16 protein-coding genes and 1 tRNA gene are annotated in these 26,861 nt (G+C 44.7%); 10 read left to right on the forward strand and 7 right to left on the reverse strand.

Annotated features, from left to right (window positions below; translation table 11 throughout):
- Nucleotides 1-133: 133 nt before the first annotated feature.
- From ACDQ55_RS11430 to ACDQ55_RS11440, 3 genes are all read right to left on the reverse strand, one after another.
- Nucleotides 134-1,108, reverse strand: coding sequence for a DUF1573 domain-containing protein (locus tag ACDQ55_RS11430; RefSeq protein ID WP_420981523.1), 975 nt, complete (start codon nt 1,106-1,108; stop codon nt 134-136).
- Between the two features lie 229 nt (nt 1,109-1,337).
- Complete coding sequence (locus ACDQ55_RS11435) at nt 1,338-1,460, reverse strand: ACT domain-containing protein (protein WP_420981524.1); 123 nt, start codon at nt 1,458-1,460, stop codon at nt 1,338-1,340.
- Between the two features lie 290 nt (nt 1,461-1,750).
- Nucleotides 1,751-2,788 (reverse strand): hypothetical protein, encoded by a 1,038-nt coding sequence (locus ACDQ55_RS11440; protein ID WP_420981525.1) that lies wholly within the window; start codon nt 2,786-2,788, stop codon nt 1,751-1,753.
- A gap of 180 nt (nt 2,789-2,968) precedes the next feature.
- On the opposite strand from ACDQ55_RS11440, the gene ACDQ55_RS11445 reads away from it, so the two are divergent.
- The 6 genes from ACDQ55_RS11445 (at nt 2,969) to ACDQ55_RS11470 (ending at nt 9,014) form a co-directional block, all read left to right on the forward strand.
- Nucleotides 2,969-3,322, forward strand: coding sequence for an S-adenosylmethionine decarboxylase family protein (locus ACDQ55_RS11445; RefSeq protein ID WP_420981526.1), 354 nt, complete (start codon nt 2,969-2,971; stop codon nt 3,320-3,322).
- Between the two features lie 8 nt (nt 3,323-3,330).
- Entirely contained in the window at nt 3,331-4,617 is a 1,287-nt protein-coding gene (locus ACDQ55_RS11450; protein WP_420981527.1) for a DUF4178 domain-containing protein, read from the forward strand.
- Between the two features lie 107 nt (nt 4,618-4,724).
- On the forward strand, nt 4,725-5,057 hold the full coding sequence (locus ACDQ55_RS11455) for a DUF350 domain-containing protein (RefSeq protein ID WP_420981528.1): 333 nt from the start codon (nt 4,725-4,727) through the stop codon (nt 5,055-5,057).
- Between the two features lie 11 nt (nt 5,058-5,068).
- Nucleotides 5,069-6,568, forward strand: a complete 1,500-nt coding sequence (locus tag ACDQ55_RS11460) for a polyamine aminopropyltransferase (RefSeq protein WP_420981529.1) — start codon at nt 5,069-5,071, stop codon at nt 6,566-6,568.
- Nucleotides 6,543-8,204 (forward strand): NAD(P)-binding protein, encoded by a 1,662-nt coding sequence (locus ACDQ55_RS11465; protein ID WP_420981530.1) that lies wholly within the window; start codon nt 6,543-6,545, stop codon nt 8,202-8,204. Before ACDQ55_RS11460 ends, ACDQ55_RS11465 begins: the two co-directional genes overlap by 26 nt.
- Nucleotides 8,205-8,339: 135 nt before the next feature.
- Complete coding sequence (locus tag ACDQ55_RS11470) at nt 8,340-9,014, forward strand: 4'-phosphopantetheinyl transferase family protein (RefSeq protein ID WP_420981531.1); 675 nt, start codon at nt 8,340-8,342, stop codon at nt 9,012-9,014.
- A gap of 15 nt (nt 9,015-9,029) precedes the next feature.
- On the opposite strand, the gene ACDQ55_RS11475 is transcribed toward ACDQ55_RS11470, so the two are convergent.
- The 4 genes from ACDQ55_RS11475 to ACDQ55_RS11490 form a co-directional block, all read right to left on the reverse strand.
- On the reverse strand, nt 9,030-9,341 hold the full coding sequence (locus ACDQ55_RS11475) for a hypothetical protein (protein ID WP_420981532.1): 312 nt from the start codon (nt 9,339-9,341) through the stop codon (nt 9,030-9,032).
- 485 nt (nt 9,342-9,826) lie between these two features.
- A tRNA-Leu gene (locus tag ACDQ55_RS11480) sits at nt 9,827-9,910 on the reverse strand.
- 73 nt (nt 9,911-9,983) lie between these two features.
- Nucleotides 9,984-10,619, reverse strand: a complete 636-nt coding sequence (locus ACDQ55_RS11485; RefSeq protein ID WP_420981533.1) for a LysE family translocator — start codon at nt 10,617-10,619, stop codon at nt 9,984-9,986.
- A gap of 10 nt (nt 10,620-10,629) precedes the next feature.
- Nucleotides 10,630-12,537, reverse strand: coding sequence for an AAA domain-containing protein (locus ACDQ55_RS11490; RefSeq protein ID WP_420981534.1), 1,908 nt, complete (start codon nt 12,535-12,537; stop codon nt 10,630-10,632).
- A gap of 335 nt (nt 12,538-12,872) precedes the next feature.
- Between ACDQ55_RS11490 and ACDQ55_RS11495 the strand changes: the two genes are divergently transcribed.
- From ACDQ55_RS11495 to ACDQ55_RS11510, 4 genes are all read left to right on the forward strand, one after another.
- Complete coding sequence (locus ACDQ55_RS11495; protein ID WP_420981535.1) at nt 12,873-15,227, forward strand: TonB-dependent siderophore receptor; 2,355 nt, start codon at nt 12,873-12,875, stop codon at nt 15,225-15,227.
- Between the two features lie 751 nt (nt 15,228-15,978).
- The gene (locus ACDQ55_RS11500) at nt 15,979-20,319 is read left to right on the forward strand and encodes a hypothetical protein (RefSeq protein WP_420981536.1); all 4,341 of its coding nucleotides are present in this window, start codon (nt 15,979-15,981) and stop codon (nt 20,317-20,319) included.
- Nucleotides 20,320-20,342: 23 nt separating this feature from the next.
- Nucleotides 20,343-25,841: a gliding motility-associated C-terminal domain-containing protein gene (locus tag ACDQ55_RS11505; RefSeq protein ID WP_420981537.1), complete on the forward strand. Its 5,499-nt coding sequence runs from the start codon at nt 20,343-20,345 to the stop codon at nt 25,839-25,841.
- A 39-nt stretch (nt 25,842-25,880) separates the two neighbouring features.
- A complete protein-coding gene (locus ACDQ55_RS11510; RefSeq protein ID WP_420981538.1) occupies nt 25,881-26,849 on the forward strand; it encodes a type IX secretion system membrane protein PorP/SprF in 969 nt (322 codons plus the stop codon).
- Nucleotides 26,850-26,861 lie beyond the last annotated feature (12 nt).

Consider the following 26,861-nt stretch of genomic DNA (forward strand, 5'->3'; position numbering starts at 1 on the left):
ATCATTGATATAAGTACATACAGCACCACTTTCGCAGGTGGTAGGTCCAGTCCAACCTATGCCTCCACATTGGCCCCAAAGAGGTGCAGTAGGAACAGCTAATTGAAATGATTGATTATCAAAAAATGTTAATTTATTCATAAACCTCACCCTGTAGCGATAATATTCTCATTGGCTCATACTTCGAATTACTGTGCACATAAATATCTTTGCTAAAAGTGCCTTTTTCAGTTGCATGAAACACGCCTGTAATTTTTCCTTTTTCATTTGGTTTAACAGGATATCGTGGCCAATTTAATTGTACACAGGAACAAGCGTGTTCTGCTTTCCTAATTGTAATCGGGTCGGTTCCCTGATTGATAAATTCGTAGCTGAAAAAGTAGTCATTCTTAAATTTAACTTTCGCGCCAGCTATCGTATCCGGGTTGAAAATAAGATCCTGCGCACTATGCTTCCCGGTATTGGCCTGGTGATCTATTCCATATTTGTCAAACAGGGACATATATAGATAGCTGTCATTAAGCGTATAATTGTCTTTTATTTGCGCTATATAAGCTGTATTGGCACTATCTAATCCTAACTTGGCAGTGAATCGGTATCCTAAATACAAATTATATGGATAAACACCGAAAGACATAGACTGCTTGGCTATGGCATATCCTTTTTCTATATCATCCTTGCCGGACGAGGCATTATTTAAAAGCAGGTATGATTTTAAAGCCGCAGATACCATCTTTTTATAAACAGGTATGCTAATGGGTAAAAGGAATAATTCATGGAAGCGGTCTTCCTCTATAAATATTTTAGAGAGATCACGAATATCGTATTTAGGGCTGTTGGGAAAACCAAATGCTTCGAGATTACCATCTGCATCAAAAAAATAAGGAAATGGAAAAGACGGGCATTTCAGTATTTGTCCTGCTTCTTTTTGCTGAGGATTACTCATATCTATCTTACAGGCAATATATTGATCCTGCAGTATAGCAACAGTGCTTTTTTGTGTATTTAAAAAATTAACGAATGAATTACATTTTCCACATTTTTCATCTGAAATCAATAGAAATACTTTCTTGTTATTTTTCTTTGCTTCAGCGAATACTGTAGACAAGTTTGCCGATGTATACTTTATACTTGGGGAGCTACAGGCATTTATCAAGCATAGGAAGAAAACTGCTACGCCAAGGTTTTTAATTAATCTATAAATCATTTCGATTTAAAAAGAGGTTGAGTTAATTAGGTAAAATACTTTAGGGTTTAGATCTGTTTCCGGTAAAAATAGATAAGAAAATGCAGAGTGGATACTAAATAGACTAATATTCAGAATTTGACGGATATTATCAGAATCTTAGTGAAATATTACAGTAATTGTAGACAAGATGCGAAGTAAAAACATATTCTCCTTCATTCAGGATAAGTTGCATTGATCTGGTCAGTTTTTGCAGGTTCATTTCTCCGGGCATGACTATATTAAATTGAGTGCCTGAAATAGCTTAGTGAGAAGATACCATAAATAAGCTGCATGGTGAAGCAATGAAAATAGATTTAAAAGGAATTGGAGCAATTCTAAATTAAATAGATGGTTTGATCTTAAAAATAATAAAGGGGAAGCTGATGGTAAGTATGTGACAGCTCGCTCTGCTGGCAATTGTTAGCGGGATATAATGGCGGAACTGATAGATATTTTGGTAAGGGTAACGCATCAAACAGGGGTGTATCAAAAGTCTGATACACCCCTGTTTGGTTCAGGTGCTTATTGAATGCCTTTGTACTTATTGTTGATGTAGTTCAGGTCAAAATCACCGAGATTTTTGAAATAATGTTGGGTCAGGTTAGCGGGGTCGGTAGCAATTTCACCAGATCCTGGTTTGTCATCATGATCATCCCATGCCCAAGGTGCATTAGCGTTACCACTACCATAGCTGCTCTTGATTCCACCGCCAGCATCATAGAAGAAATCGGTGTTAAAGCGTTGATCCCACATACCACCGTTGCTGAAAATGTCTACCAGTTTATACTGTACATTTCTGTCGTCGGCGCTGGTAGGTAAGCCTGCAGTGGTGAGCGATGGCCAGTAGATGATACCATCACCTACGATGTCGTTGTAAGGCCATGCTTTCAGATCATGCCCTTTAGCTGATTGTGCAGTTACTGGGTGTGGGTAATTCGACCAGGTCAGGAATTTCAGGGTGCCGTCTACACTTTCTTCGTTGCCCTGCAATGGGCTGCCGTCTGGTACGTAAGAATAGAAGTCGCTGTGTACTACTGTTACAATGCCCAGCAAGGTACCATACAGGTTGGCGTCCTTCTTAATAATGAACATGGCGCCTTCCATGTCGTTTTCATGCTGATCGAGGTAGTAAGCCAACGGGTTGTCGGTCCAGTCGCGGCCATGGTAAAATCCATAGGTGATGAACCAATGGGTACGGGTTTCCACAACGGAATAGTAACCATGTGCATAGGCGGGGTAAGCACTGTTAGCCAGGTTGTTCCAATTGTTAGTAGCGATCCAGTCGTTGTCGAAGTTTACATTGGTAATGTAATCCGACTTACCGCTGATGCTATAAGTACCGGTCACATCTACATCCTGGTAGTGTACAGGAGCCCAACGCAACGCCAGGTCAGCATAGGAAGGGGAAGATGTTTGTTGGGCGTTTACAGCAGCTCGTTGGTTGCCATTTACGGGGTTGATGCCGTTAGTTGGGGTAGCGCCATCCTTTTTGCAGGAGGTAAAAGCAGTAGCGGCCATGAGTGCAAGCAGCATGGCATAATTGGTAGCTACATTTTTCATGATATGTGTGGTTTATGGTGAAATTTAAACAGCGATGTTATGCGCCGTCTGTTCACAGGTTGCATAAGCTTTCGATTTTAACTATATAAATTCAGGGATTAACAATTCGGTAATAATGGACAAAATTTTTTAAAGCGGGATTCTTTATTTACTTTGTTGCCCGAGATGTTAAATACTTATATGGAATATCACCCAGGCTTACATTTGCTGACCACTTTGTACAGCCAACGAAAGGATCTTTTGCATGTCAGCGGTCAATGGAAAACGTTTATACAATCGCAGATTGCTATACATGGGCTTACGGAAGTAGGCAACTGTGTTCATGATTTTCCCGACGGCGGATATACTGCAGTGCACTGTCTAACGGAATCGCATATATCTATACATACCTGGCCGGAATATGGCTTGTGTACCTGTGATGTATACTTGTCTAACTTCAGAAAGAATAATGATGTTATTACCACTGCAATAATGGAGCAGATAAAATTATTTTTTGAAATTACCCATGAAGAGATGCATAGTCTCCGGAGATAAATTGTGTTATGCCTTCATTGCCAGCTATTTTTAATTGCCTTACATGTGGTGAGCAGCACGTCTTATTTAATGCCAGCTCCACTGTTGTATATGTTTGCGGTCAATGTAATGGAGTCATTACGCAGAATGCCAATGGTTGGCATTCTACCTCTGTTTTAAAACCAGCTAAGGGCAAGTTGTTGATAACACCTGGCGCTACAGGTGTTTTAAGAGGTAAGCAATATATAGTGGTTACTGCAACTGAACGTTACGAAACGGCTTCGACTGATTATTGGACGGAATATACCTTAATGCGAAAGGAAGACCACGCATTGGCTTTTCTCTCTACGTACAATGGGCATTGGAACCTGATGGAACCACTGGAAGAAAAAATGCTGCCAACAGACTTAATTGAAAATCCGGACCAGCCAACGGTTGTCTGGAATGGGAAAAAGTTTGAACGGTTTAGCCGCTATTATGCGAAATATCAATATGCAAATGGGGAATTTCATTGGGAGAATAATATGCAGCGAGGGGTACAATGTGTGGAGTATATCCATCCTCCCTACCTATTGGTAATAGAATATGAAAAGAAGGCAGGGGGAGAGAAAGATATTTTCGGAGGTGAATATATATCCCGGAAAGAGGTGAGTGATGCTTTTTGCAACGGTATAACCCTTCCTGCCCGCACTGGCGTGGCGCCAGCGCAACCTTTTCCCCTGCCAGCAGAACCACGAAGGTTCCTTGTTGGCACACTGGTATTTTGTATACTGGCTTTTATTATACAATCAATTTATAATCATCATCAGGAGCAGCGGCAGGTATTTAGCCAACAATTTTTTATTGACGACAGTACTGCTAATAAGCCCATTGTAACGCCTTCTTTTACCCTAAACGACCGTACTTCCAATATGGAGGTAACTATCAACAGTGATGTAAACAACAACTGGTGCGAAGCGGCAATTAGCCTGGTAAATGAGCAAAACGGTAAAGAAGCAGCTTTTGAAGTAGGTGCTTCCTATTACAGTGGCGTATCTGATGGCGATTATTGGTCGGAAGGAGAAAAGGTACAGAAGGAATTTGTTTGCAGCGTGCCACCAGGCACGTATCATTTTGTGATAACACCTACTAAGGAGGCTACCGGCCCGCCGGTAAGCTTTAATATCATTGTATATTGGGATGTACCAACCTTCTGGAATGCTGTGGTATTATCACTCGTGCTGGCAGTATTGGCAGCCGTTCTTTATTGGGCTAAAAGAAGTTTTGAACAACAACGTTGGGAAGAAAGTAATGTGAACAATAATTTTGTTATCTAGCAATATGTATAAGATGAAGGAAATAGCCAGGCAATTATGGCAGCGGGATAAACTTACTATTTGTATTGTTACGGGGTTCCTGGCGGCGCTGTTATTAAGCAATTATTATGGCTACCGTATCTGTAATTGCACCAGTACTGAAAAGTGGGAACCGGGTATGGTACATTCTTCCAGCCCTCATGGTGGCGGAGTGCGTTATTTTTATCACAAATAATATTTATTATATGGATGCTTTGCAATTTAAATACATTTTCTCTTCTGTCGTGTATGCATTATTGGGAGTGATTATTTTGGTTGTGGCCTTTTGGTTGGTAGACCGCTTTACACCGGAAAATACTTGGAAGGAAATCGTACAAAATAAAAATATTGCACTGGCTATTGTAGTAGCCGCTTTTATTATTGCCATTGGGTTGATTATCAGTTCAGCAATTCATGGTTAAACGTTAGAGAGGTGGAAGTTCTTTTATTATTTTCGGTGTTTGTGATTGCCACCTGCGGCCTTATCTATGAGTTAGTGGCTGGCACATTAGCGAGCTATTTGTTGGGGGATTCTGTTACGCAATTTTCCACGATCATAGGTGCTTATTTGTTCTCGATGGGTATCGGGGCCTATTTGTCACGTTTCTTTAAAAAGGAGTTATTGGGTTGGTTTATCCAGTTGGAAATACTGGTGGGGCTTATTGGAGGTATCAGTTCTGCGTTGTTGTTCCTGTTGTTTGAACATGCAGCATCTTTCAGATTGATCTTGTACCTGCTGGTAGGATTAACGGGTATTTTGGTGGGATTGGAATTGCCATTGCTGATGAGCATTCTGAAAAACCGCTATGAGTTTCGTGACCTTGTTTCGAGAGTATTTACTTTTGACTATATCGGTGCTTTGCTGGCTTCTATTGTATTCCCTTTGATGTTGGTACCTTACTTCGGATTGATTCGTACTTCCTGTTTTTTTGGTATCCTGAATGTAGTGGTGGCAGTTATTGTTTGTACGCGGTTCCGGACAGAAATTAAATGGGCCGCCTATCTGAAAGTAAAGGCGGTGGCAGTGATGCTGCTGCTGTGTGGTATTTTTTGGTGGGCTAATGATATCATGTCTTTCTCCGAAACGCAAGTATTCCGTGATCCGGTTATCTTCTCCCATTCTTCGCCTTATCAGCGTATTGTGCTTACGCGCAGTAAAACGGACCTGCGTTTGTATCTCAATGGCAACCTGCAATTTAGTTCTATGGATGAATACCGGTATCATGAAGCGCTTGTGCACCCGGTAATGATGTATAGCCCGCGGCATAGTAGGGTATTGATATTAGGTGGAGGAGATGGTATGGCCGCCAGGGAAATATTGAAGTATCCGGATGTGACAGAGGTAACGTTGGTAGATCTGGACCCTGCTATGACAAAGCTTTTCCGGCAAAACTACTTATTAACAAAATTAAACAATTATTCCTTGTTGTCGCCGAAATTACAAGTTGTGAATGCAGATGCTTTTCAATGGTTGAAAGAGAATAAAACGGTGTACGACTTGGTCATAGTAGATTTTCCAGACCCCAGTAATTATGCAGTCGGAAAATTATATACCACCGCTTTTTACCGGCAGTTGCAGCATGCGCTTACCGATAGTAGTGTGTTGGTAGTACAGTCTACCTCTCCCTTTGTAGCGCCCAAAGCTTTTTGGTGTGTAAATGCTACCTTGCTATCCTGTGGTTATCAAACTATCCCGTACCATACTTATGTGCCTTCTTTTGGAGAATGGGGATATGTAATGGCTTCTCCCAGAGGTTTGCAAGTGCAGCATACCATGTTGCCGGAGGGATTGCGTTATTTCTCTGCTGCGGTGTTTCCGCAAATGTGTTTATTTACGGCAGATATGGATAAAAGACGGGTACAGGTTAATCATTTAAACAACCAGGTATTGGTGCAATATTTTGAAGATGAATGGGGAAAATACCAGGAATAAAACGTTAAGCAGAAAGGATTTCCTGCGCTATATGGCTATTGTTGCAGGCGCCACGGTAACGGCAGTACAATATATTGCTTGCAGCAATAGAAGGAATAAATATGCCCATATTGGTGGTAGGATTCACGGCGCTTCTGCGGCCATTGGACACCAGCTGCGTAATGGGCATTTTGCCGCGCCGGCCACTACGGAACGGGTTGATGTAGTGATTGTAGGCAGTGGAGTAGCGGGCTTGTCGGCTGCGAGAAAGCTCCGCCAGCAAGGTGATATTTCCTTTAAAGTATTGGAACTGGAAACGCGTGTTGGCGGTAATGCAGCTTATGGGGAAAATGCATATAGCCATTATCCGTTAGGTGCACATTACTTGCCTTTGCCGAATCTGAGTAACCGGCCTTTGCTGGATTTATTAGAGGAAGCGGGGATATTAACGGGTTATAATGAAGCGGGATGGCCGGTTTATAATGAAACAGACTTGTGCTTTGATCCTGAAGAACGTTTATTCATTCATGGTCGTTGGCAGGAAGGACTGGTGCCGCAATTTGGTGTACCGGCAATTGACCTGGCGGAGATCCGGCGTTTTTTTGCGGAGATGGAACGGCTACGCTGGCAGCGGGGAGCAGACGGTTTGTATGCCTTTGATATTCCCTTGGCTAATAGTTCAAAAGACGCAGTATATACTGCATTAGATAACATCAGTATGAAAGATTACCTGCAACAGGAAGGTTACGTATCGGAAGCGTTGCATTGGTACCTTGATTATTGCTGCCGGGATGATTATGGTGCTGGCACAGCGGTGATCAGCGCCTGGGCAGGTATCCATTATTTTGCGGGCCGTAAAGGCAAGGCTGCCAATGCAGATAGCTCCCAGGTACTTACCTGGCCCCAAGGCAATGGCCGGTTGGTAGAGCATCTGCGGCAATTCAGCGAAGGGCATATACAGCCACATTGCCTGGCTTACCGGGTAACGCCGGTAGGAAACCAGGTGTATGTGGATTACCTGGAGGTAACCAGTGGGCATACGCATCGGTTAGTAGCTAATAGTTGTATACTGGCAGTGCCGCAGTTTGTAGCCAGGCGTTTATTACCTGCTTCGACTCTATACCAGCCGCAGCATTTCGTATATTCTCCCTGGTTAGTAGCGAATATCACCCTTGATCAGGTGCCTGATTCCCAGGGCTATCCATTATGCTGGGATAACGTAATGTACAAAGGACGTTCACTGGGATATGTAAACGCCCAACAGCAACAGCTTAGTCAACAAAAAAACGGTAAACAGGTGATCACCTGGTACCTTCCATTGGATCATATGGAGCCAGTGGCTTCCCGTGAATACGCTTTAGGGCTGCAACATCCGCATTGGGTAAAGTTGATCGCCGACGATTTGGAAGCCATGCATCCTGGTATCCACCGCATGATTAACATCATAGATGTTTGGATATGGGGACATGGTATGATTCGTCCACGTGCGGGATTTATTACCAGTTCGGAGTTGGTGGCGGCACGGCAAAGTGGTTATCCGAATATTTTTTATGCCCACTCAGATCTGAGTGGCGTTTCTATTTTTGAAGAAGCTTTTTACTATGGTAACCAGGCTGCTACTGCATTGTTGGCCAGTACCGGACATGCAGTGTCTTAACCCTTATACTCTGGTCAATTACTATACCAACCATCTTTCCCGTAAGAAGAAAGTTCGATTATTTTTTTTACTTTGTTATTGCTGACGGTTGGCTACAACTACTCGTCATATACGCGTATTTCATTCTTTACTACAATGATGCTTCCTGTTTTTTATACTACCTACGAGTCTCCTATAGCACTACAATCGTTTGAATACTTGTTAGCAACAGTGCCTGTTACCATTCAAAATAAAGTTCGGTGGTACAAGAGATGGCAGGATGCACACGCTTGTTTGTTGGGAAAACATCTATTGCGTTATGGCCTCTTGCAAATGGGCTATCATACAATGCTTGAGGAACTGGCATATACTACGTATGGCCGTCCGTATTTGAAAGGGCTTCCGGATTTTAATATATCGCATTCTGGTAGTATGGTTATCTGTGCGATAAGCCCACACGGAAGAATCGGAATAGATATAGAGCACAGAATGGCAATAAACGTTCGCGATTATTTGGAGCTTTTCTCACCATTGGAATGGCATAATATTCTCAATGAGCAGCCGGGGCAGCAATTGTTTTATGAGTACTGGACCAGAAAAGAGGCAATACTCAAAGCAGATGGCAGAGGCATTTCAGAGGAATTACGTAGGTTGGAAGTAGTCAACAGGCAGGAAGTGATGTTGGACCATGTTACCTGGTACCTATCTAGTGTTGCCTCTTTTGATGAATATGCCTGTTGTTTTGCCAGTGATTTAAAATATACAGGATACCATTTACAACGTATACACGTTGATGATATCCTGCGTAGCATAAAACAGGCTCCTGTTTAAAATGTATAACCTCTGCTATTCTTCTTTATGCTTCTTTTGGAATCTTTTGCTCAACAGTAGACTGATCGCAGCAATGCCGATAAATAACGTTACTATAGTAGCGGGTTCCTCACTACTGACATGGCCACGCTTAGCCAGCACATAGCCTATCATCAGATTAAACAGTGCCCAGAGCACATTGGTAGTAGGAGATGATAGTCCGACGCCGCGTGGTTTGGAAAAAACAGTAGGAAACTTATTCCCTGAAATGCCATGCACAAAATGAGGGACTGCATTCGCTAAAAATATTCCTGCAAAAAAATCGGCAAGTAATTGCTGCCATTCCATATAATAATGTTTTTGTAAGGTAATTCAATAGACTTTATAAAGGTCCGAACAAATCGGGGAAAGTGCAAGCACGGATATAATGAAACGGGCAAAAAAAGGAGAGAAGCGGTCCTGCCTTCTAATATGTTAGCGCTATCTGCTTTAAGTAAAGCTATAGTAATCCTTTTCTTCTGTACTTAAGAATAGCATAAAAACTATGTAATAGAAAATGAAGAAGGCTAATTACAAGTTAAAGCCGATTAAAAATGCTCCTCCTCAAGTAAATGCTCCTTTGAGCCATAAGAATAAACGAAGAGTCAATAGGTATTAGTTCTATTTTCTCTGAAAAATTCATTTTTGACGGAATCAATTACCGAACCGCCTGGGTGAGTGAATGTGTGTTAAGGTTAACTTTTCAACTTGATCCTTAATATATGGTGTGGAAAGGGCTTTTCCCAAAAATAAAAAAGGACAAACCAAGATCAATCTCGATTTGTCCTTTCTAGTGCCCAGAACTGGATTCGAACCAGCACACCCTTGCAGGCGCTGCGACCTGAACACAGTGCGTCTACCAATTTCGCCATCTGGGCAACTGATATTGTGTCAGGGGTTGCAAATATAAGCACACAAATTATTTTGCCAAATTTTTTTTAACTCGTGGGATTATTTTCCTTTATCCAAGGCCATTTTCAGGGCTAATCCGCTGAAAACGGAGGCCATAAACCATTGCTGCATACGCATCCAGGTGGGGTTAGCAGAGAACAAGTGCCTTACTTTGGCCGCAGATAATACGATCATGGTATTTACGGTACAGCTTACACTGATTTGTATGAAGCCCAGCAAAAAGCTTTGTGCCAGTATGGGGCCGTAGGCCGGTTTTATGAATTGAGGAAAAAAAGAAAGGTAAAAAACGGCCACTTTAGGATTCAGCACGTTGGTGAACAGGCCCATACTGAATAGTTTGAGCGGTTTGTCGGGGGGTAGTTGTTTATTGGTTTCAAAGAGGCCTTTGCTACCTGGTTTAATGGCTTGCCAGGCCAGGTATAGCAGGTATACCGATCCCGCTGTTTTTAGCGCCATATAGGCAAAAGGCACGGCCATTAATACGGCGGTTAACCCAAAGCATACCAGGGTAATATGGAACAGGAAGCCACATACAACACCGGAGAGGGAGATAAGGCCAGCTTTTTTACCTTGGGTAACAGACCGGGTGATCAGATAGATCATATTGGGCCCGGGTACTAATACCATGAGAAAGGCTGTAAAGGCGAATAGTAAAAGTTGATTGATGGGTAGCATATATCAAGGATTAAATGTCCATAAATTCCCAGGCACTTTGGTAAGCATTTTTGTTTTCGGTGTAGCTGATAAAACCGGCATAAAACCCGGATTGTGACAAGGTGGCGCTATCGCCGATTACTACCAGCTTTTTACGGGCTCTAGTCATGGCCACGTTCATACGACGGATATCGGAGAGGAAACCAATTTTGTTGTCGGTATTGCTTCGGGTCATGCTGATATATACGATGTCCCGTTCCTGGCCTTGGAAGCTGTCGATGGTATTGATGGTAATTTTGGCAGCATAGGGTTGTAGGGCAGGGGCATGTTCCATTAGCTCCCTTAATAAGGCTATTTGTTGCTTATAAGGAGAGATAATGCCGATAGATGGAAAGTTGCCGGGTTGGCAATGTTCTTGGAGTACGGCCACCAATTGGGTGAGGTGCTTAAACAAAAAAGCAGCTTCTTCCGGGTTGGTGGTGCTGGTGCCGGAAGTTTTTTCATCGAATCCGCAGCCTGCGGTATCAATAAAAGAGAGCGGCATGTCTGCGGAAAACAGTAAGTGGCTGGCAACAGAAGTATGCGCTTTTAGTTTGTCATCGTAAAAGATACCGGAAGAATAGCCCATGATGTCGGCGTGCATGCGGTATTGTTCTTCCAGCAAGGTTACCGCTTCGGGATGCAGTCTTACATTTTTTTCCAGCAAAGTATCGCTCAGTCCGTTATGGGCAGCTTCTTCCGATTTAATGGTAGGGGGCAGCTGGCAATGATCTCCTGCCAGTATTACCTTTTGTGCTTTGAGGATGGGAATCCAGCAGGCAGGCTCCAGGGCTTGACCGGCTTCATCAATTACAACGGTGCCGTATTGCAATTGCTGAACGGTATAATGGTTGGCGCCTACCAGGGTGGCGGTGATCACTTGCGCTTTCGAAATCAGGTCGTCGATGATGTATTGTTCGGTGTTGGCCACCTCTTTCATGATTTTGCGGGCTTCATCGAAGAGTGCCTTGCGTTGTTCCCTTTCTGCTTTGCCAAAGTTGCGTTTGTATTTATGCGCCATATCCCTGAACTCATTGGCTTGTTTTTTCAGCCGTTTTATCTCCTTATTGCTGCTATGGGCAGCTACTTTGCTGTCGAGAGTGAGCGACATCAATTGCTCGGAAACACGGGCGGGGTTGCCTACCCGTAGTACATTGAGTCCTTCTCCAGATAATTTTTCGCTGAGCAGGTCTACTGCGGCATTGCTTGGTGCTACTACCAGTATCTGTTGCTGTTCCTGGCTGATCAATGCTTTGATGGCTTGCACCAGCGTGGTGGTTTTGCCGGTTCCCGGCGGGCCATGAACGATGGCCAGGTCGCTGGCGGCCAGTATATTGGAAACAGCTGCTTGCTGGGATACGTTCAGCCGGGGATTGGTGTAGGGGGGAAGGTCGTCCCGGAACGAGGGCGACTGTTGGCCGGTAAGGATCTTAATAAGCCGGCCTTGCGGTTGTTGGTCCTGTTTTTCGTCGGCTTGTTTCAGCGCTTGCTGCATTTCATTGTAGCTATTGTCGTCGAAGAGCAGGTCTATGCCAAGCTTTCCGTCGCTGGCCCATTCGGGTAGCTCATCGGTGCGCAGGGTGATTTTTAGGCGGTTGCCACTTTGATAAGAGATCGTGCCCTCCAGGTGGTCCTGTTGGGGATTATGGTTGGAGAATAACACGGCAGATGCGCCAAAGCGAAGCTGGTGGGGAATATCCTGGTGAGTAGTGCGTTCTGCTTCTACGGTCAGGTAATCGCCCCGGCTCATTTCAGAGCCCCTGATGGCGATAGGGTACCAGGTAAGTCCATTGGCCCTGCGGTCTGCAACGGAAGCGGCTGCTGTCATCTCCTGGTAAGATTTCCGGTCTTCTTCCCTTTCCGTTTTGAGTAACGCCAGTTGCTTTTTGAAATAATCCATGCCTGCAAAGGTAAGATGTTCTCTTCTTTGTCGCAATCAGCCACGGAGAATGTATGTTTGTCATGGCAATTCCGGAATAAATACCTGTAAAGATGGATATCTGGAGTAAGTATTTAGATGAAATTTAATGTAATAGGGATGTCCGGAAATACGCTATGGTAGCCCATTTTGCCGGCAAGTTCGAAATAGCCCCACCTGTTGGTAGAAAAAATTCCTTTTTGCGTAAATCATTTTCCCGATTGGTAGATAAGTTGACTTGTTATCGTTGCAATTTTGCACATCGAAATTGATGCTTAAATAAACGATAATATAATTAAATAAACGATAATATAATAATGATAAGGTTATATCTGTTGATCGCATTTCTCATAGGCTGTTTCTCCTTTACTTATGCCGCTAATCCGGATGATGGAGCCAATAATACCATCCATGGAGTAGTACTTACTTCCGATGGAAGCCCGGCTCCCAATGTTACAGTGTTATTGAAAGGCATTGCCAAAGGAACAATCACTAATGAGAGTGGTGAATTCCAGTTCCGGAATATTCCGGACGGGAAGTATGAGTTGGAAGTATCTATGGTGGGATTTGAAACAATTAAAAAGACGATATCCGTTGAGAATGGCAGAAGCACAAAACTGCAGATTGTCATAAAAACGTCTTCCCAAAACCTTGAGGAAGTAGTCGTAGCCAGTGGTGGTAACCGTTTTGCTAAAAAAGAGAGTGAAGATGTATCCAAACTGCCGCTTAAAAATCTGGAAAATCCACAGGTATATAGCGTAGTGGGTAAAGAGTTGATGAAAGAGCAGCTGGTAACAGATTACAACAGTGCGTTTAAAAATATTCCTGGCGCCGGTATTCCTATTGTGTATAACCAAGGTAGAAGTTCTGCGCTTTCACGTGGTTTCACTACTGCGAACCTGGTGCGTAATGGGGTGGGTAGCTTTGTGTATACCAACGTAGACCCGGCCAACCTGGAGCGTATTGAAGTAATTAAAGGGCCCTCTGCTACTTTGTTTGGCAGCACCTTATCTTCTTATGGCGGGTTATTTAACCGCGTTACCAAGAAGCCTTTTGAAACATTTAAGGGAGAAGTTTCTTATTCCGGTGGTAGCTGGGACCTGAACCGCTTAACCCTTGATATCAATACGCCGGTAAATGAGCAAAAAACGGCCCTTTTCCGCTTTAATGGCGCAATAAGTAGTGAACATAGTTTCCAGGATGCTGGTTTCAGCAAAAATTACCTGCTGGCGCCAAGCTTTTCCTATAAAGTAAACGACAGGCTTACCCTGTTACTGGATGTGGAAATGAGTGGTTATAAAGCTACTTCGCCTATGAGAATGAATCCTTATACTAAAGGAAAAGCGCATAGCATTGAGGAATTAGACCTGCCTTACAACCTGTCATTTGCCAATAATACGATCAGCTACAACAGCCAGCAGTTAAATGTATTTGGCCAGGCTAAATATAAGATATCCAACAACTGGACTTCCCAGACCGTATTTTCCCGTACCCGTTCTACCTCCGATGGCTTTACCACTGCGGTAAATGTGGTGAGCGACAGTACCCTGTCGCAGGCGGTTACCTCTCAAACCTACCCTTACTATGGTACCGATATTCAGCAGAATTTTATTGGAGACTTCCATATCGGTACGTTACGTAACCGGTTGGTGGTAGGAGCAGATTTCTATAGCCTGAGAGCTTCCCGTAATGATGCTACTGTAAACATGCCGGCTATTAATTATAAGAAGCCAGGTGCGGCCTATAATAACTTTAACAAGGATATTGTAGCGCCTATGTTTGCCAAAGTACCTTTTCAGATATTCGACAGCAACCGGGAAAATACCTATAGCGCTTATTTTTCTGATGTAATTAATATTACCAGCCAGTTATTGGTAATGGCTAGCTTAAGGTTAGATAATTATCATAACCTGGGTGCTTATTACCCTAACCTTGATTCTACCGCTGGCGCCTATACGCAAACTGCGCTTTCTCCGAAGTTCGGCCTTGTGTATCAGGTAGTGAAAGACAGGTTATCCCTGTTTGCCAACTATATGAACGGATTCCAAAATCAGTCTGGTTCTGATTACAATGGCAACACCTTTAAGCCGCAACAGGCTAATCAGATAGAAGCGGGTGTTAAGGTAGACCTGTTCAATGAGAAACTGAACGCTACCCTGAGCTATTACGATATTTCTGTTACCAACTCTACCTACGACGACCCGGATCATGCTGGTTTCTCCCTGCAGGATGGAACACAGCTGAGTAAAGGTTTTGAGGCGGAAGTAATCGCTAATCCTATACCAGGACTGAACGTGATTGCTGGTTATACTTACAATGAGAGTAAAATGGATAAGGCTGCTCCGAAGCTTCAGGGCCTACGCCCAAGTTCAGCAGGACCCGCTTCCATGGCTAACCTCTGGGTGAGCTACCGTATGGTAAAAGGGACGATGAAAGGCCTGGGTCTCGCTTTGGGCGGTAACTATGGTAGTCAGTCTTACCAAACCAACACCAGCACCTTCGTGTTCACTATTCCTTCCTATACTGTATTGGATGCTTCCCTGTTTTACGACAGACCGGCATATCGTATAGGCGTAAAAGTAGATAACCTCACGAATGAGAAATATTGGTCTAACCGTTTAGCGGCCCAAAACCCTACTAAAGTAACCTGTAACCTGACGGTTAAGTTTTAAGATAAAATTATTATAAAATAGGGTGTATCAAACTTTTGATACACCCTATTTTATTTTGGGAGTACCCAATGGAGGCGGGAGTTAGTTTAGGCGCCTTATTTATTTTTTGATATATACCTGCTGGGAAATCCTTATGGCGTCACTTAGCCAGTGAGGATATTAACATACCTTATGCACTTTTGTTGTTGGTTGCTTTAAGGCTGCTGCACTGAATGATTATTAATATCATTAGATATAATGAATAAATTTATGTATATATTTATGTGAATAATTATAATATTTAACTGACTTTTGCATCCGATTCATAGGACAGCCGGTTAAATATTGCCGGTTCGCATAAAATAATAGCTGTTATTAAGCACACATCAGGGAAATCATTAGCAACGTACAATGATAGATGAAGATGTAATCAGTGTGGATAGCTGGTTACAGCAGTATAAATTTCAGTCATGCTTGTTTATTTATAACCTGCCGTAAAGAATTTTTTCCTTTCTCTCTTCTTTTGGAAAGCCTCACGATCAACGTTATTTTATTTACATAGCCCGGAGAGGGCCTGTTTTTTATTGAACTTATATATATGTTAGTTTAAGTATTTATTCTATTCATATGTAATTTGATTTATCTGAATTTTTATATTAACTACCCTATATCGTTATAGATGAAAGTCTTATACCGCAGTGCCCTATTAGTATGCCTAATACTGTTGATGGCCAATTGTCTGAGTGCTCAGAATTGTACAATTAATGCTGGTGTGCCTACCTCAGTATGTCCCGGTCAACCATTCCAGTTGGTGGGTAAAACAGGTGGTAGTTTAAGTGCAATAGCCGTTTGGTCGCAGGTGGGAGGACCTGCCGTTACAATTGTAAATCCACGTAATCTTACTACTAACGTTACAGGATATACGTCTGGACAGGTATATAAATTCCGTTTGTCTACTACTTGTACGGATGGTTCACTGATTTATGATGAAGTTACTTACAACACCTTTGCGGCCACTGTGGCTAATCTGGGGCCGGATATTAACGTATGCCCGGGTAATTCGTTGTTGTTGGCCAATGCTCCCGGCGCCAATGAAAGTGGCCTGTGGATGGTAGTAGGCACTGGCAACAGCGTTACGTTTGCGGGTACCGACAAGAGTAAGTCTTCACTGCCTATCAATGTTTCTGCTACCCAGGCAGGAGCTACGCAATTTAGCTGGACGATCACCAACAGTAACGGTTGTATTTCCTCCGATACTATTAAGTTAACCAACGGTGGAGGAGTTACTCCGGTAACTGCTGGTGCAGACGCCGCACTGAATAACTGTTTTACCACTACTCAACAATATAAGCTGAATGCTTCTTACGGCGGAGACAATACTAATGGACAACAAGGCACCTGGTCGGTACTCAGCGGTCCTAATTCCCCACGGTTCGATAATATTCATGCCAATACTGCTACTGTTTCCAACCTTGTGGAAGGTACTTACCGCCTCCGCTGGACAGTGAGCGGTCCTTGTGTGAACGGTACTGCTGAAATAACGTTGACGGTACCTGCTCCAACCCAGTCGGTGACCATTGCTACCAACGCCAGCGCTACTTATTGCGACAACCGTACTTCAGCGATTATTTCCGGGCTGGCGCCAACGTATTCTGGTGAAACACTGACCTGGACGCGTACACAAGGTACAGGTAATATTACTTCGCCGGGTTTGCCGGTATCGGAAGTAACAGGATTAACGCCTGGCGTGAAAAGTGTGTTTACATATGAAATACAGAATTACGCCGGTTGCAAATCTGCCGGTACCTATACGATTAATTATACAACACCACCCACTATCACGGCTGTTTCTCCAATCATTCCCGGCTGTGATGAAACCAGTGTAACAATTCCTTTTACTACAAATGGGGGAGATCAAACACAATGGGCGCTAATCAGTGCTCCGTCGGGCTCTCAGCTGGGAGGCAGCAGCGGCACCACCGCTTTTGCTAATACTTCCAGTCCACTGGTATTAAATGGGCTCACGGTGTCTGGCACTTACCTGATCCGCTTTAAACGCACTACTAATAATGGTAATGGTGGTTGTCAGGATGCATATGCCGATGTATACGTACAGATTTCCAAAAAGCCAACGGCTGCCAATGCTGGTACAAAACAAATATTAGCTTGCTCGGTGTATGAAACTCACCTGGCCGGTAACGTACCTGCATCAGGTAATGGTAGTTGGTCGCAAGTGGCCGGTCCTAATAACGCCCACATCGCTGATAAATCTGATCCTACTACATTAATCGATCAGTTAACGAATGGCATTTATACTTTCCGTTGGATCATTACCGGTAATGCAGGATGTCCTAATCAGCAGTCCGATGTACAGGTAGTAGTGGCTAATGCTACACCTACTGCTGCGGCTGCAGGTTCAGACGAAACGATCTGTAATAGTACACCATATCGTTTGCAGGGGAATCAGCCTGCGCTGAATGAAACAGGTACCTGGACAGTGACGCCGGCAAGCGGTATTACTTTCTCCGATACGCATGATCCTCATGCCATTGTTACCGGTATGGCGGCCAACACTACTTATACTTTTAAATGGGAAATTAAAAATGCCTGTGAAAGTGCCACCGCAATGGTAAAAATTACTACTTCAGGAACTGCTGGGCCTAAACAGGCCGATGCAGGGCCAGACCGTTGTTTGACTGGCGGTACTACTTCTTTTACGTTGGCGGGTAATGCACCTGCTGCCAGGGAAAATGGCGCTTGGCGAATGATCTCAGGGCCTAATAATCCTACGTTTGCAGATGCTGCGAAAAATAATACGAATGTTTCAAGAGCAATAAACGGTACCTATTTATTGGAATGGAGCCTGGCTGCCGGTGGTTGCCCTGCTACCCTGGATACCGTAATGATTACTATTTCCAATCCCGTAACAACTGCGGCGGCAGGCGCCGATGCGAAAATATGCGGCGGAGGCACGCTGACTTTGAACGGAAATCAACCTGTTACCGGCACCGGTACCTGGACGCAGACGCAGGGTCCGGGAGGTCTTAGTATCGTCAATCCCAATCTTTATAATACTACAGTAACCAACGTGGCAGATGGCCGGTATACTTTTCAATGGACTATCAGCAATGGCGCTTGTGCCAGCAGTGCCAGCCAGGTAAACTATACTATTTCTTCTGCACCCACTATAGCCAATGCCGGGCCAGACCAAACAGTATGTGGTGGCACTGCTACTACATTGGCAGCTAATACCATCAGTAATGGCGTGGGCACCTGGAGTATTGTGAATGGGCCTTCTAATCCAACTTTTGCGAATCCGGTTGATCCGCATACACAAGTAACCGGATTGCAAATGGGTACTTATACATTGCGTTGGACAGCCGCTGGTAGCCTGGATTGTCCGGTGAGTACCGCTGATATGAAAATTGTGGTAACGCAAAACGCCAAAGTAGCCATTGCTACACAGAATCTTTGTAATGCTTCCACAGCACTGATCAGTGGTAATGAGGGCAGTACCGGCACCTGGACGGATATCACAACCCCAAATCCATATCCGGCCACTATTGTGCCCAACTCCGGTAATACTGCATTGGTAAAGAACCTGAGGGCAGGCATTACGTATAAATTTCAATATGCGCTGGCAGCGGTAGGCAGTTGTCCGGCTACCAGCGATATCGCGACCATCATTGTAAGCGGACCTGCTACTGGTGTAGATGCAGGACCAGACCAATCTTTGTGTATAATGAATCCTGCGACTGATATAACTGCCGTTTTCAACGCGCAAGTACCCGGTGCAGGTACCGGTACCTGGTCATTGGATACAAAACCATCTGGAGCGCCTAATCCTAATATAGTAGCGCCAGGTTCTCCTACTTCTTCCATAACGGGCCTGGTACCCGGTTCATATATTTTCAATTGGAATGTAGTAAATGGCAGCTGTCCGGCTTATAAAGATGTACTGCGTATCAATGTGGCGGCAGAACCTTCTGCTGCCAATGCGGGCGCTACACAGCCAGATGGTTGCAGTGGTAATATTATACTCACCGGCAATGCACCGGCTGTAGGAGTGGGCACCTGGACGATGGTAAGTGGTCAGAACACACCTACGATCGATGCCGTGAATGCTAATACCACCGCTGTTTATAATACGGTAAAAGGTGATTATCTGTTCCGTTGGACTATTGCTAACGGTAGCTGCGTTGCGAAGTACGCCGACGTAGCAGTGAAAGTTACCTCTCTGCCAGGAACAGTGGCCAATGCTAACGTAGGCGGTACTACGCCTGCACAGATATGTAATACAAGTGGCGCTACCGGTATAACAGTAGCGATGCACGGTAATGCGCCGGCTGCCGGAGAAACCGGTAAATGGAGCATGCTTAGTCCTGCCGGCAGCACAGCTGTATTTACAGACCCTACTGTTCCCACTACTGATATTACGGGGCTTACTGCAGGTACCTACACCTTGCAATGGGCGATTAATTCCGGCAGTTGCCAGAGTGCCAGCACAATACAGATCCGGGTAGATGATCCACCTACAGTAGCCAGCACAGGGCCGTTGCAAAATATCTGTTTGTATTCTCCGCTTACATTGACCGCTAATACGCCGGTTGTTGGTATTGGCGCCTGGTCGGTGACCGGAGGCCCAGGAACACCGGTATTCAGCGATTTGCATGCAGCAAATGCAGTGGTAACCGGTTTGCAATCGGGCGCCTATACTTTCCGCTGGACTACCAGTAATGGAGTGTGCGCGGTTAGTATTGCAGACCTGCAGGCGAAAGTAGAAGATTGCCGTATACAGGTAGTGAAAACAGCCAGTACGCCAGTAATGAATGCCGATGGAACTTATACGATAACGTTTCGCTTTACGGTAACCAATCCTGGTGCAGATATTACAATCAATAATGTACAAGTGGTAGACAACCTCAGTGCAGCGTTGCCTGCACCGGCTACTTTTTCAGTAGTCTCATTGGATGCCACCGGTCCGTTATCAGGTAAAACAGCCGCTTCTTTTAATGGCACCAGCCAGCAACAACTGTTAAATACAACAGACGTGAGCCTTGCTCCCGGTGCAACGGCAAATATTATACTGACAGTAAACGTAAAACTGAATTAGTGGCTACCCTTATACCTATAAAAATGACTCACCCTATAAAATTCATGCTCCCGTTGCTGATGGTGGTGCTGATGGTAACCGGTATCAAAGCGCAGACAGCAAAATTTGGCCCTTTTAGGAATACTACTGGCGCTTCGGCTACAGCCGCTGTAGATGGCACCAGCCTCTCTGACCTGTCTGGCGTTGCATTCAGCTTTCCCTCTATTGGTTTGGGTAAGGTAGTGGCAGCGCCTGTGATTCAAACAGATGGCAGCTATCTGGTTACTTATACGTTTACCGTAAAGAACTATGGCAACCTGCCACTCAGCAATGTACAGGTTACAGACGTGCTAACGAGTACCTTTCCCGCTCCACTGACCTTTAGTGTATTGTCGGTAACGGCAACGGGCACACTAAAACCGGCGACAACCTATAGCGGTGATGGTGTACAAACAGGGCTATTGAATCCAACCCTTAGTACTTTACCGGTAAACGCACAGGAAACGATCACACTTCAGCTGAAAATACAGAACAACGACACCTACGGTGTTTTTAACAATACCGCCAATGCTATTGCGGCTACCAGCGATGGCACGCCTTTGTTTGACCAGTCAAATAACAGTAGCATACCCGATGCCAACGGCAATGGTAACCCTTTTGATGATGCTGCTCCAACGCCTCTTATCTTAAACCGTCCGGATATAGAGATAAAGAAAACGGTGGACCTAGCCTCCCAATACACCGGCGAGATGGTTACTTTTACCGTTACGGCAAAAAATATCGGTACAGGAGATGCTGCTGGTGTAACAGTAAACGACCTGCTTCCCAACGGTTTTACCTTTGTAAGCGCTACGCCTTCCAAAGGAAGCTATAACCCCACGTCGGGTTTATGGACTATCGATATACTGACTGCCAATGCATCCGCTACATTGCAGGTGAAGGCAATAATGAAAAATATGGGCAGTCATAGTAATACTGCCAGCAGCAATACCTCCGGAGATACCAATACAGCAAATAACCAGGCCACCGCGGATGTGCAGTTATTGCACGTGGCAGATCTGGGTATTACAAAAAGTGTAGACTACATTTCACCTTATATGGGAGCCGATGTAACCTTTACACTTAGTGTAAAGAATGCGGGTCCGGATGATGCTACTAATGCGGTAGTGACAGACATTTTGCCGGCAGGCTTCACCTGGAAATCCACTTTATCTCCAGGGGTCACCTATAGTGCGGCTAACCGTACTATTACCTGGAATATAGGCGCCCTTAGCAATGGCAATACAACAACAGCCACCTTTACGGCCAGGGTAGAACCGGACCTGTTACCTGCGGATTATAAAAATACTGCCCAGGTAACCGGACCAGAAAAGGACCCGCAAACAATTGATAACAGTAATGCAGTGATACTGACGCCACTCGGATCAGCAGACTTGAACGTAGAGAAAACCCTTGTTACGCCAGGAACATTATACCCAGGCGACACAGCAACATTTAAAGTAGTGGTTACCAATAATGGTCCGGGCAGAGCCTATGGAGTAAACGTACAAGACGTGCTCCAGAACGGTTATGTTTTTGTTACTGCAAGTGGTATTTATAATGACGGTGTGTGGAGCATTGACACATTGGAGGCAGAAGCACAGATGACGTTTACATTAAAAGCAGTTATTCAGCCTACTGGTGTATATGATAATACCGCTAAGGTTACAAGTGCTACTTATGATAAGAATTTGACTGATAATAATTCCACGGTAACGCCAACGGTATGGCCCAAAGCAGACCTGTCTTTGAATAAAAGCGTAGACAACGCCACCGCAGATGTGGGTGATACCGTGCATTTTACGCTTGTAGCCACCAATAATGGCCCTAATGCAGCTACTGGCGTAAAAGTAATAGAATCGTTACCCGCTGGTTATACTTTTGTGGGCGCTACGCCTGCCGGTTACGATAAGGTTACCCAAACCTGGACTATAGGAAACCTCGCTAATGGCGCCAGCGCTACACTGGTAATCGATGCCTTGGTAAATGCCAGCGGCAATTATACCAACACGGCAGTGGTAAGCGGAAATGAATATGATGCCATAATTACTAACAACACTGCTAGGGCCACGGTAATGCCGGTAGCAGTGGCAGATGTGGAAGTACTGAAAATAGTAGATAATCCTACGCCAGATGTAGGCGGCCAGGTAACCTTTACGATTAAGGCGGTGAACCATGGCCCCAGCAATGCTACTGGTGTAACGGTAGTGGACATACTCCCTACAGGGTATACGTTGGTGGAAACAACCAGCAGCCAGGGTAACTATGTAGGCAACACCTGGGCGATTGGTGCGATTCATAACGGTAACGATGCTACGCTCACTATAGTAGCTACTGTAAATGCTGCTGGCGGCTATACGAATACCGCTACCATCAGTGCAGTAGAGAAAGATAAAACACCGGCTAATAATATGGCAACAGCCACGTCAACACCGGTACCGGTAGTAGATATAAGTATACAGAAAACCATTAGCAACACTACGCCGGATGTAGGAACCGAAGTTTCTTTTACCATTATGGCCACTAATAATGGCCCCAGCAATGCAACCGGGGTGAGTGTACACGATTTGCTGCAGAGCGGTTATACTTACCTGCACAGCAATGCTACCCATGGTGTTTACGATCCCGTTACCGGTATCTGGAATATCGGCAACCAGCGCTGTCTCGCTATTGATTCCCTGACCATTGTAGCTAAAGTAAACGCTACTGGCGTATATGGCAATACTGCTACGGTCGGCGTTAATGAAAAGCAAACCAACACCGATAATGATAGCGCCAGTATTGCTATGCCAGTGGTGCGGCCAATAATAGACCTGGCCATCAGTCAGGTGGTAGACCATCCTGCACCAGATGCAGGTACTACCGTGCATTTTACGCTTACTGCCAGCAACAATGGCCCTAGCGACGCTACCGGAACCAAGGTAATAGATGTGCTGCCTGCCGGTTATACCTTTGTGGGAGCTACTCCTGCCGGTTACGATCTTGCCTCCAACACCTGGGCGATTGGTAACCTGGCTAACGGCGCCAACACTACGCTGGTGATAGAGGCAATGGTTAATGCTGCCGGAGATTATAATAATAGGGCTACCATCAGTGGTAATGAACAGGAGGATAATATGACCAACAATACTGCCGTTGCTTCGGTAACGCCGGTAGCAGTGGCAGATGTGGAAGTACTGAAAACAGTAGATAACACTACGCCAGATGTAGGCAGCCAGGTAACCTTTACGATTAAGGCGGTGAACCATGGCCCCAGCATCGCTACTGGTGTAACGGTACTGGATATACTCCCTACAGGTTATACATTGGTGGGCACAACAAGCAGCCAGGGTAGCTATGCAGGTAATAGCTGGACAGTAGGTTCGCTGAATAACGGTAACGACGCTACGCTTACTGTAGTGGCTACTGTAAATGCCACTGGCGACTATACGAATACCGCTACTATCAGTGCAACAGAGAAAGATAAAATGCCGGATAATAATATGGCAACAGCCACGTCAACACCAGTGCCGGTAGCAGATGTGAGCATACAGAAAACCATTAGCAACACTACGCCAGACGTAGGAACCGAAGTATCCTTTACTATTACGGCTACTAATAATGGCCCAAGCACAGCTACTAATGTTGTGGTAACAGACCTGTTGGCAAGTGGATATCAGTTTGCCGGTACCAGTGATCACAACTATGACCCAGTTACCGGTAAATGGACAATTGGTGAGCTCTCCAACGGAGCAAGTGTTGCCATCAACATCACCGCCAGGGTAAACGCTACTGGCGATTACAACAACACTGCTGTAATTGCTGCCCTGGAAAAAGACGCCCATCCGGAAAATAACCAGGTGGCGATCAGTACACCGGCCCCTGTACCTGTAATGGATCTGGAGATACAACAAGAGGTAGATAATGCTGTACCGATAGTAACAGACATAGTTACCTTTACTATTACAGTGAGCAACTATGGTCCCAGCAAAGCTACCGAGGTAGCGGTAACGGATATACTTCCTGCTGGCTATACTTATGTAAGTGCTTCTCCTGGAAAGGGTAGTTATGATCCGGCTACAGGTAAATGGAGCATCGGAACAATAGAAAAGGATGAAGTTGAGGTGATCCGGATCAAAGCCCTTGTTAATAATACAGGCAGCTATACGAATATAGCCACGGTGGCAGGTAAAGAAAAAGAAACCACCATGGCCAATAATAACAGTGAGGCCACAACTATACCTATACATGCCGCAGATCTGAAAGTAGTTAAAACAGTATCTATAGATGTGCCATTGGTAGGAACCGATGTTACCTTTACCCTCGCCGCTACCAACGATGGCCCGATAGACGCTACTGGCGTACAGGTGATAGACCTGCTTCAAAGTGCTTATCAGTATAAGAGTGCTGTTGCTGGTCAGGGTAACTATGATGTTGCTACTGGCATATGGACGATCGGTGATTTGCCGGTACACCACACAGTGACGCTTTCCATTACGGCTACGGTACTGCCAATAGATGATTATCATAATACCGCTGTAATCAGTGGTAATGAAACAGACTTGCAACCAGAAAATAATACCAGCACAGTTGTTACCGTGCCGCAATTCCTGGTGGCTGTGGATGATTATGGCGCTACCGAAGAACCAGACCCCGTAACCCTCAACCTGATCAGCAATGATACATATGGAAATACAGGCCACACCGTAGTGTTACAGGATATGCCGTTGCATGGTACGGTAAAGGATAATCGTGATGGCACGGTGACGTATGTACCGGATGATGGTTATGGTGGTACGGATAGTTTTACTTATGCTATTACCGATGTTAATGGCTATGTATCCAATGTAGCTACTGTAACAATAGATGTCACCAGGCACCCGGTAGATCTGTCTGTTAATAAAGTGATAGTTACTGCTCTTGCAGATATAGCGGTGGGAAAGACGATCACTTTTGAAATCACCGTTACTAATAATAGTCCGAAGGGAGCGAGTGGTGTTGTAGTAGAAGATATACTGGAGCCAAATATTGATAATGTGGTGAAACTGCAAACAGCCGCAGGTACTGCTACTTACGATGCAGCTGCAAGGAAGATCAGTTGGAACATTGGTGCAGTGGCGGGTAAGCAATCTGTGAAGCTGCAGCTTACTACCCAGGTAATCAGCGGTGGCCCGATCAAAAATACAGCTACCGTGAAAGGCGCCGATGAAGATCCGGATATGAACAACAATACCGCTACGGTATTGGGAGCAGAAACTGGTAAGGCAGACGTATTCATTCCAAATGTATTTACACCGAACGGCGATGGTAAAAACGACAAGTTTGTGATTCTGGGTATTGAACGTTACCCGGGTGCTATACTGATAGTGTTTAACCGTTGGGGTAATGTAGTGTATAGATCATCGAATTACCTGAACAACTGGGATGGATCTCAATTGAATGAAGGTACTTACTATTATGAGCTTACCTGTCCAACAGCCACTGGCAAAAAAACATATAAAGGATGGCTGCAGTTAATGCGATGAGCAGGTGTATAAATCTCTATTATCTTGAAACAGTTAATTATGAATAAAATCCTGATAGCCCTGTTTTTTATCCTGTGCGGAGTTTCCGTCTCTGCACAGCAGGATGCGCAGTTCAGTCAATATATGTTTAATGGGATTTACGTGAACCCCGCTTATGCTGGTTACCGTGAACAGTGGAATATCCATGCTTTTTACCGCAACCAATGGACCAACTACCCTGGCGCACCCAAAACGTTTTCGGTTGCTGCAGATGGCGCGGTGAGTGACGGGCGTGTAGGTTTGGGGTTTCAGGCGATGAACGATCAACTAGGGGCTTCTAATAATACTTCTTGGTATGCTACCTATGCTTACCGTATTCCGTTGGATGAAGCAGGCGCTTCCCGCCTTTCATTAGGTATTAGCGGTGGTTTTATACAGCAACATATGAATATCTCTGCGTTGCAGGCTTCTTCTGTAGATATAGACCCTGTAATATTGAATGGCCGTAAGGATGCCTTGCTGCCGGATGCCAGGTTCGGGGTGTACTATAATAGGGAGCGCTTCTTCGCAGGACTCTCTGCCAATAATTTACTCACGCATACTTTTCAGAAATCGGATGCTCTGAAGGAATATTTACCGATGAAACCGCACTTTTATTTTACTGCAGGTGGACTCGTACCTATGTCTGAACAGTTGGTATTAAAGCCTTCCATATTGATCAAAGAAGACCGGGCAGGCCCTACCAGCGTAGACCTGAATGCTTTTTTGCTGATCAATGAAAAGTTATGGTTGGGTGGATCATATCGTACGGCTTTCCTGAAAAAGTCTAACTTGAAGGAGGGTTTAACCAAACCTGCTGCTATTGCACTGATGGCTGAATTTTTTGTGAATGAAAAGTTGCGTATTGGCTATGCTTATGATCTAACACTGAACAGTACTGTTGCTAACAATTATCCTACTAACGAAATATCGCTTAGCTATTTCTTTAAGCATCCTAAGGCGAGAATGTTGTCGCCCCGCTATTTCTAGGTTGGTATATCA

Origin of the sequence: Chitinophaga sp. 30R24 (assembly GCF_049056765.1) — a bacterium.
Taxonomy (GTDB): Bacteria; Bacteroidota; Bacteroidia; order Chitinophagales; family Chitinophagaceae; genus Chitinophaga.

What these genes read in the sequence shown, in the direction of transcription:
- ACDQ55_RS11495 (WP_420981535.1), top strand. Translation starts at nt 12,873, where the DNA reads ATGATAAGGTTATATCTGTTGATCGCATTTCTCATAGGCTGTTTCTCC.
- ACDQ55_RS11510 (WP_420981538.1), top strand. Translation starts at nt 25,881, where the DNA reads ATGAATAAAATCCTGATAGCCCTGTTTTTTATCCTGTGCGGAGTTTCC.
- ACDQ55_RS11505 (WP_420981537.1), top strand. Translation starts at nt 20,343, where the DNA reads ATGACTCACCCTATAAAATTCATGCTCCCGTTGCTGATGGTGGTGCTG.
- ACDQ55_RS11445 (WP_420981526.1), top strand. Translation starts at nt 2,969, where the DNA reads ATGGAATATCACCCAGGCTTACATTTGCTGACCACTTTGTACAGCCAA.
- ACDQ55_RS11435 (WP_420981524.1), bottom strand. Translation starts at nt 1,460, where the DNA reads ATGCCCGGAGAAATGAACCTGCAAAAACTGACCAGATCAATGCAACTT.
- ACDQ55_RS11450 (WP_420981527.1), top strand. Translation starts at nt 3,331, where the DNA reads ATGCCTTCATTGCCAGCTATTTTTAATTGCCTTACATGTGGTGAGCAG.
- ACDQ55_RS11440 (WP_420981525.1), bottom strand. Translation starts at nt 2,788, where the DNA reads ATGAAAAATGTAGCTACCAATTATGCCATGCTGCTTGCACTCATGGCC.
- ACDQ55_RS11475 (WP_420981532.1), bottom strand. Translation starts at nt 9,341, where the DNA reads ATGGAATGGCAGCAATTACTTGCCGATTTTTTTGCAGGAATATTTTTA.
- ACDQ55_RS11455 (WP_420981528.1), top strand. Translation starts at nt 4,725, where the DNA reads ATGGCTACCGTATCTGTAATTGCACCAGTACTGAAAAGTGGGAACCGG.
- ACDQ55_RS11470 (WP_420981531.1), top strand. Translation starts at nt 8,340, where the DNA reads ATGATGCTTCCTGTTTTTTATACTACCTACGAGTCTCCTATAGCACTA.
- ACDQ55_RS11485 (WP_420981533.1), bottom strand. Translation starts at nt 10,619, where the DNA reads ATGCTACCCATCAATCAACTTTTACTATTCGCCTTTACAGCCTTTCTC.
- ACDQ55_RS11465 (WP_420981530.1), top strand. Translation starts at nt 6,543, where the DNA reads ATGAATGGGGAAAATACCAGGAATAAAACGTTAAGCAGAAAGGATTTC.
- ACDQ55_RS11490 (WP_420981534.1), bottom strand. Translation starts at nt 12,537, where the DNA reads ATGGATTATTTCAAAAAGCAACTGGCGTTACTCAAAACGGAAAGGGAA.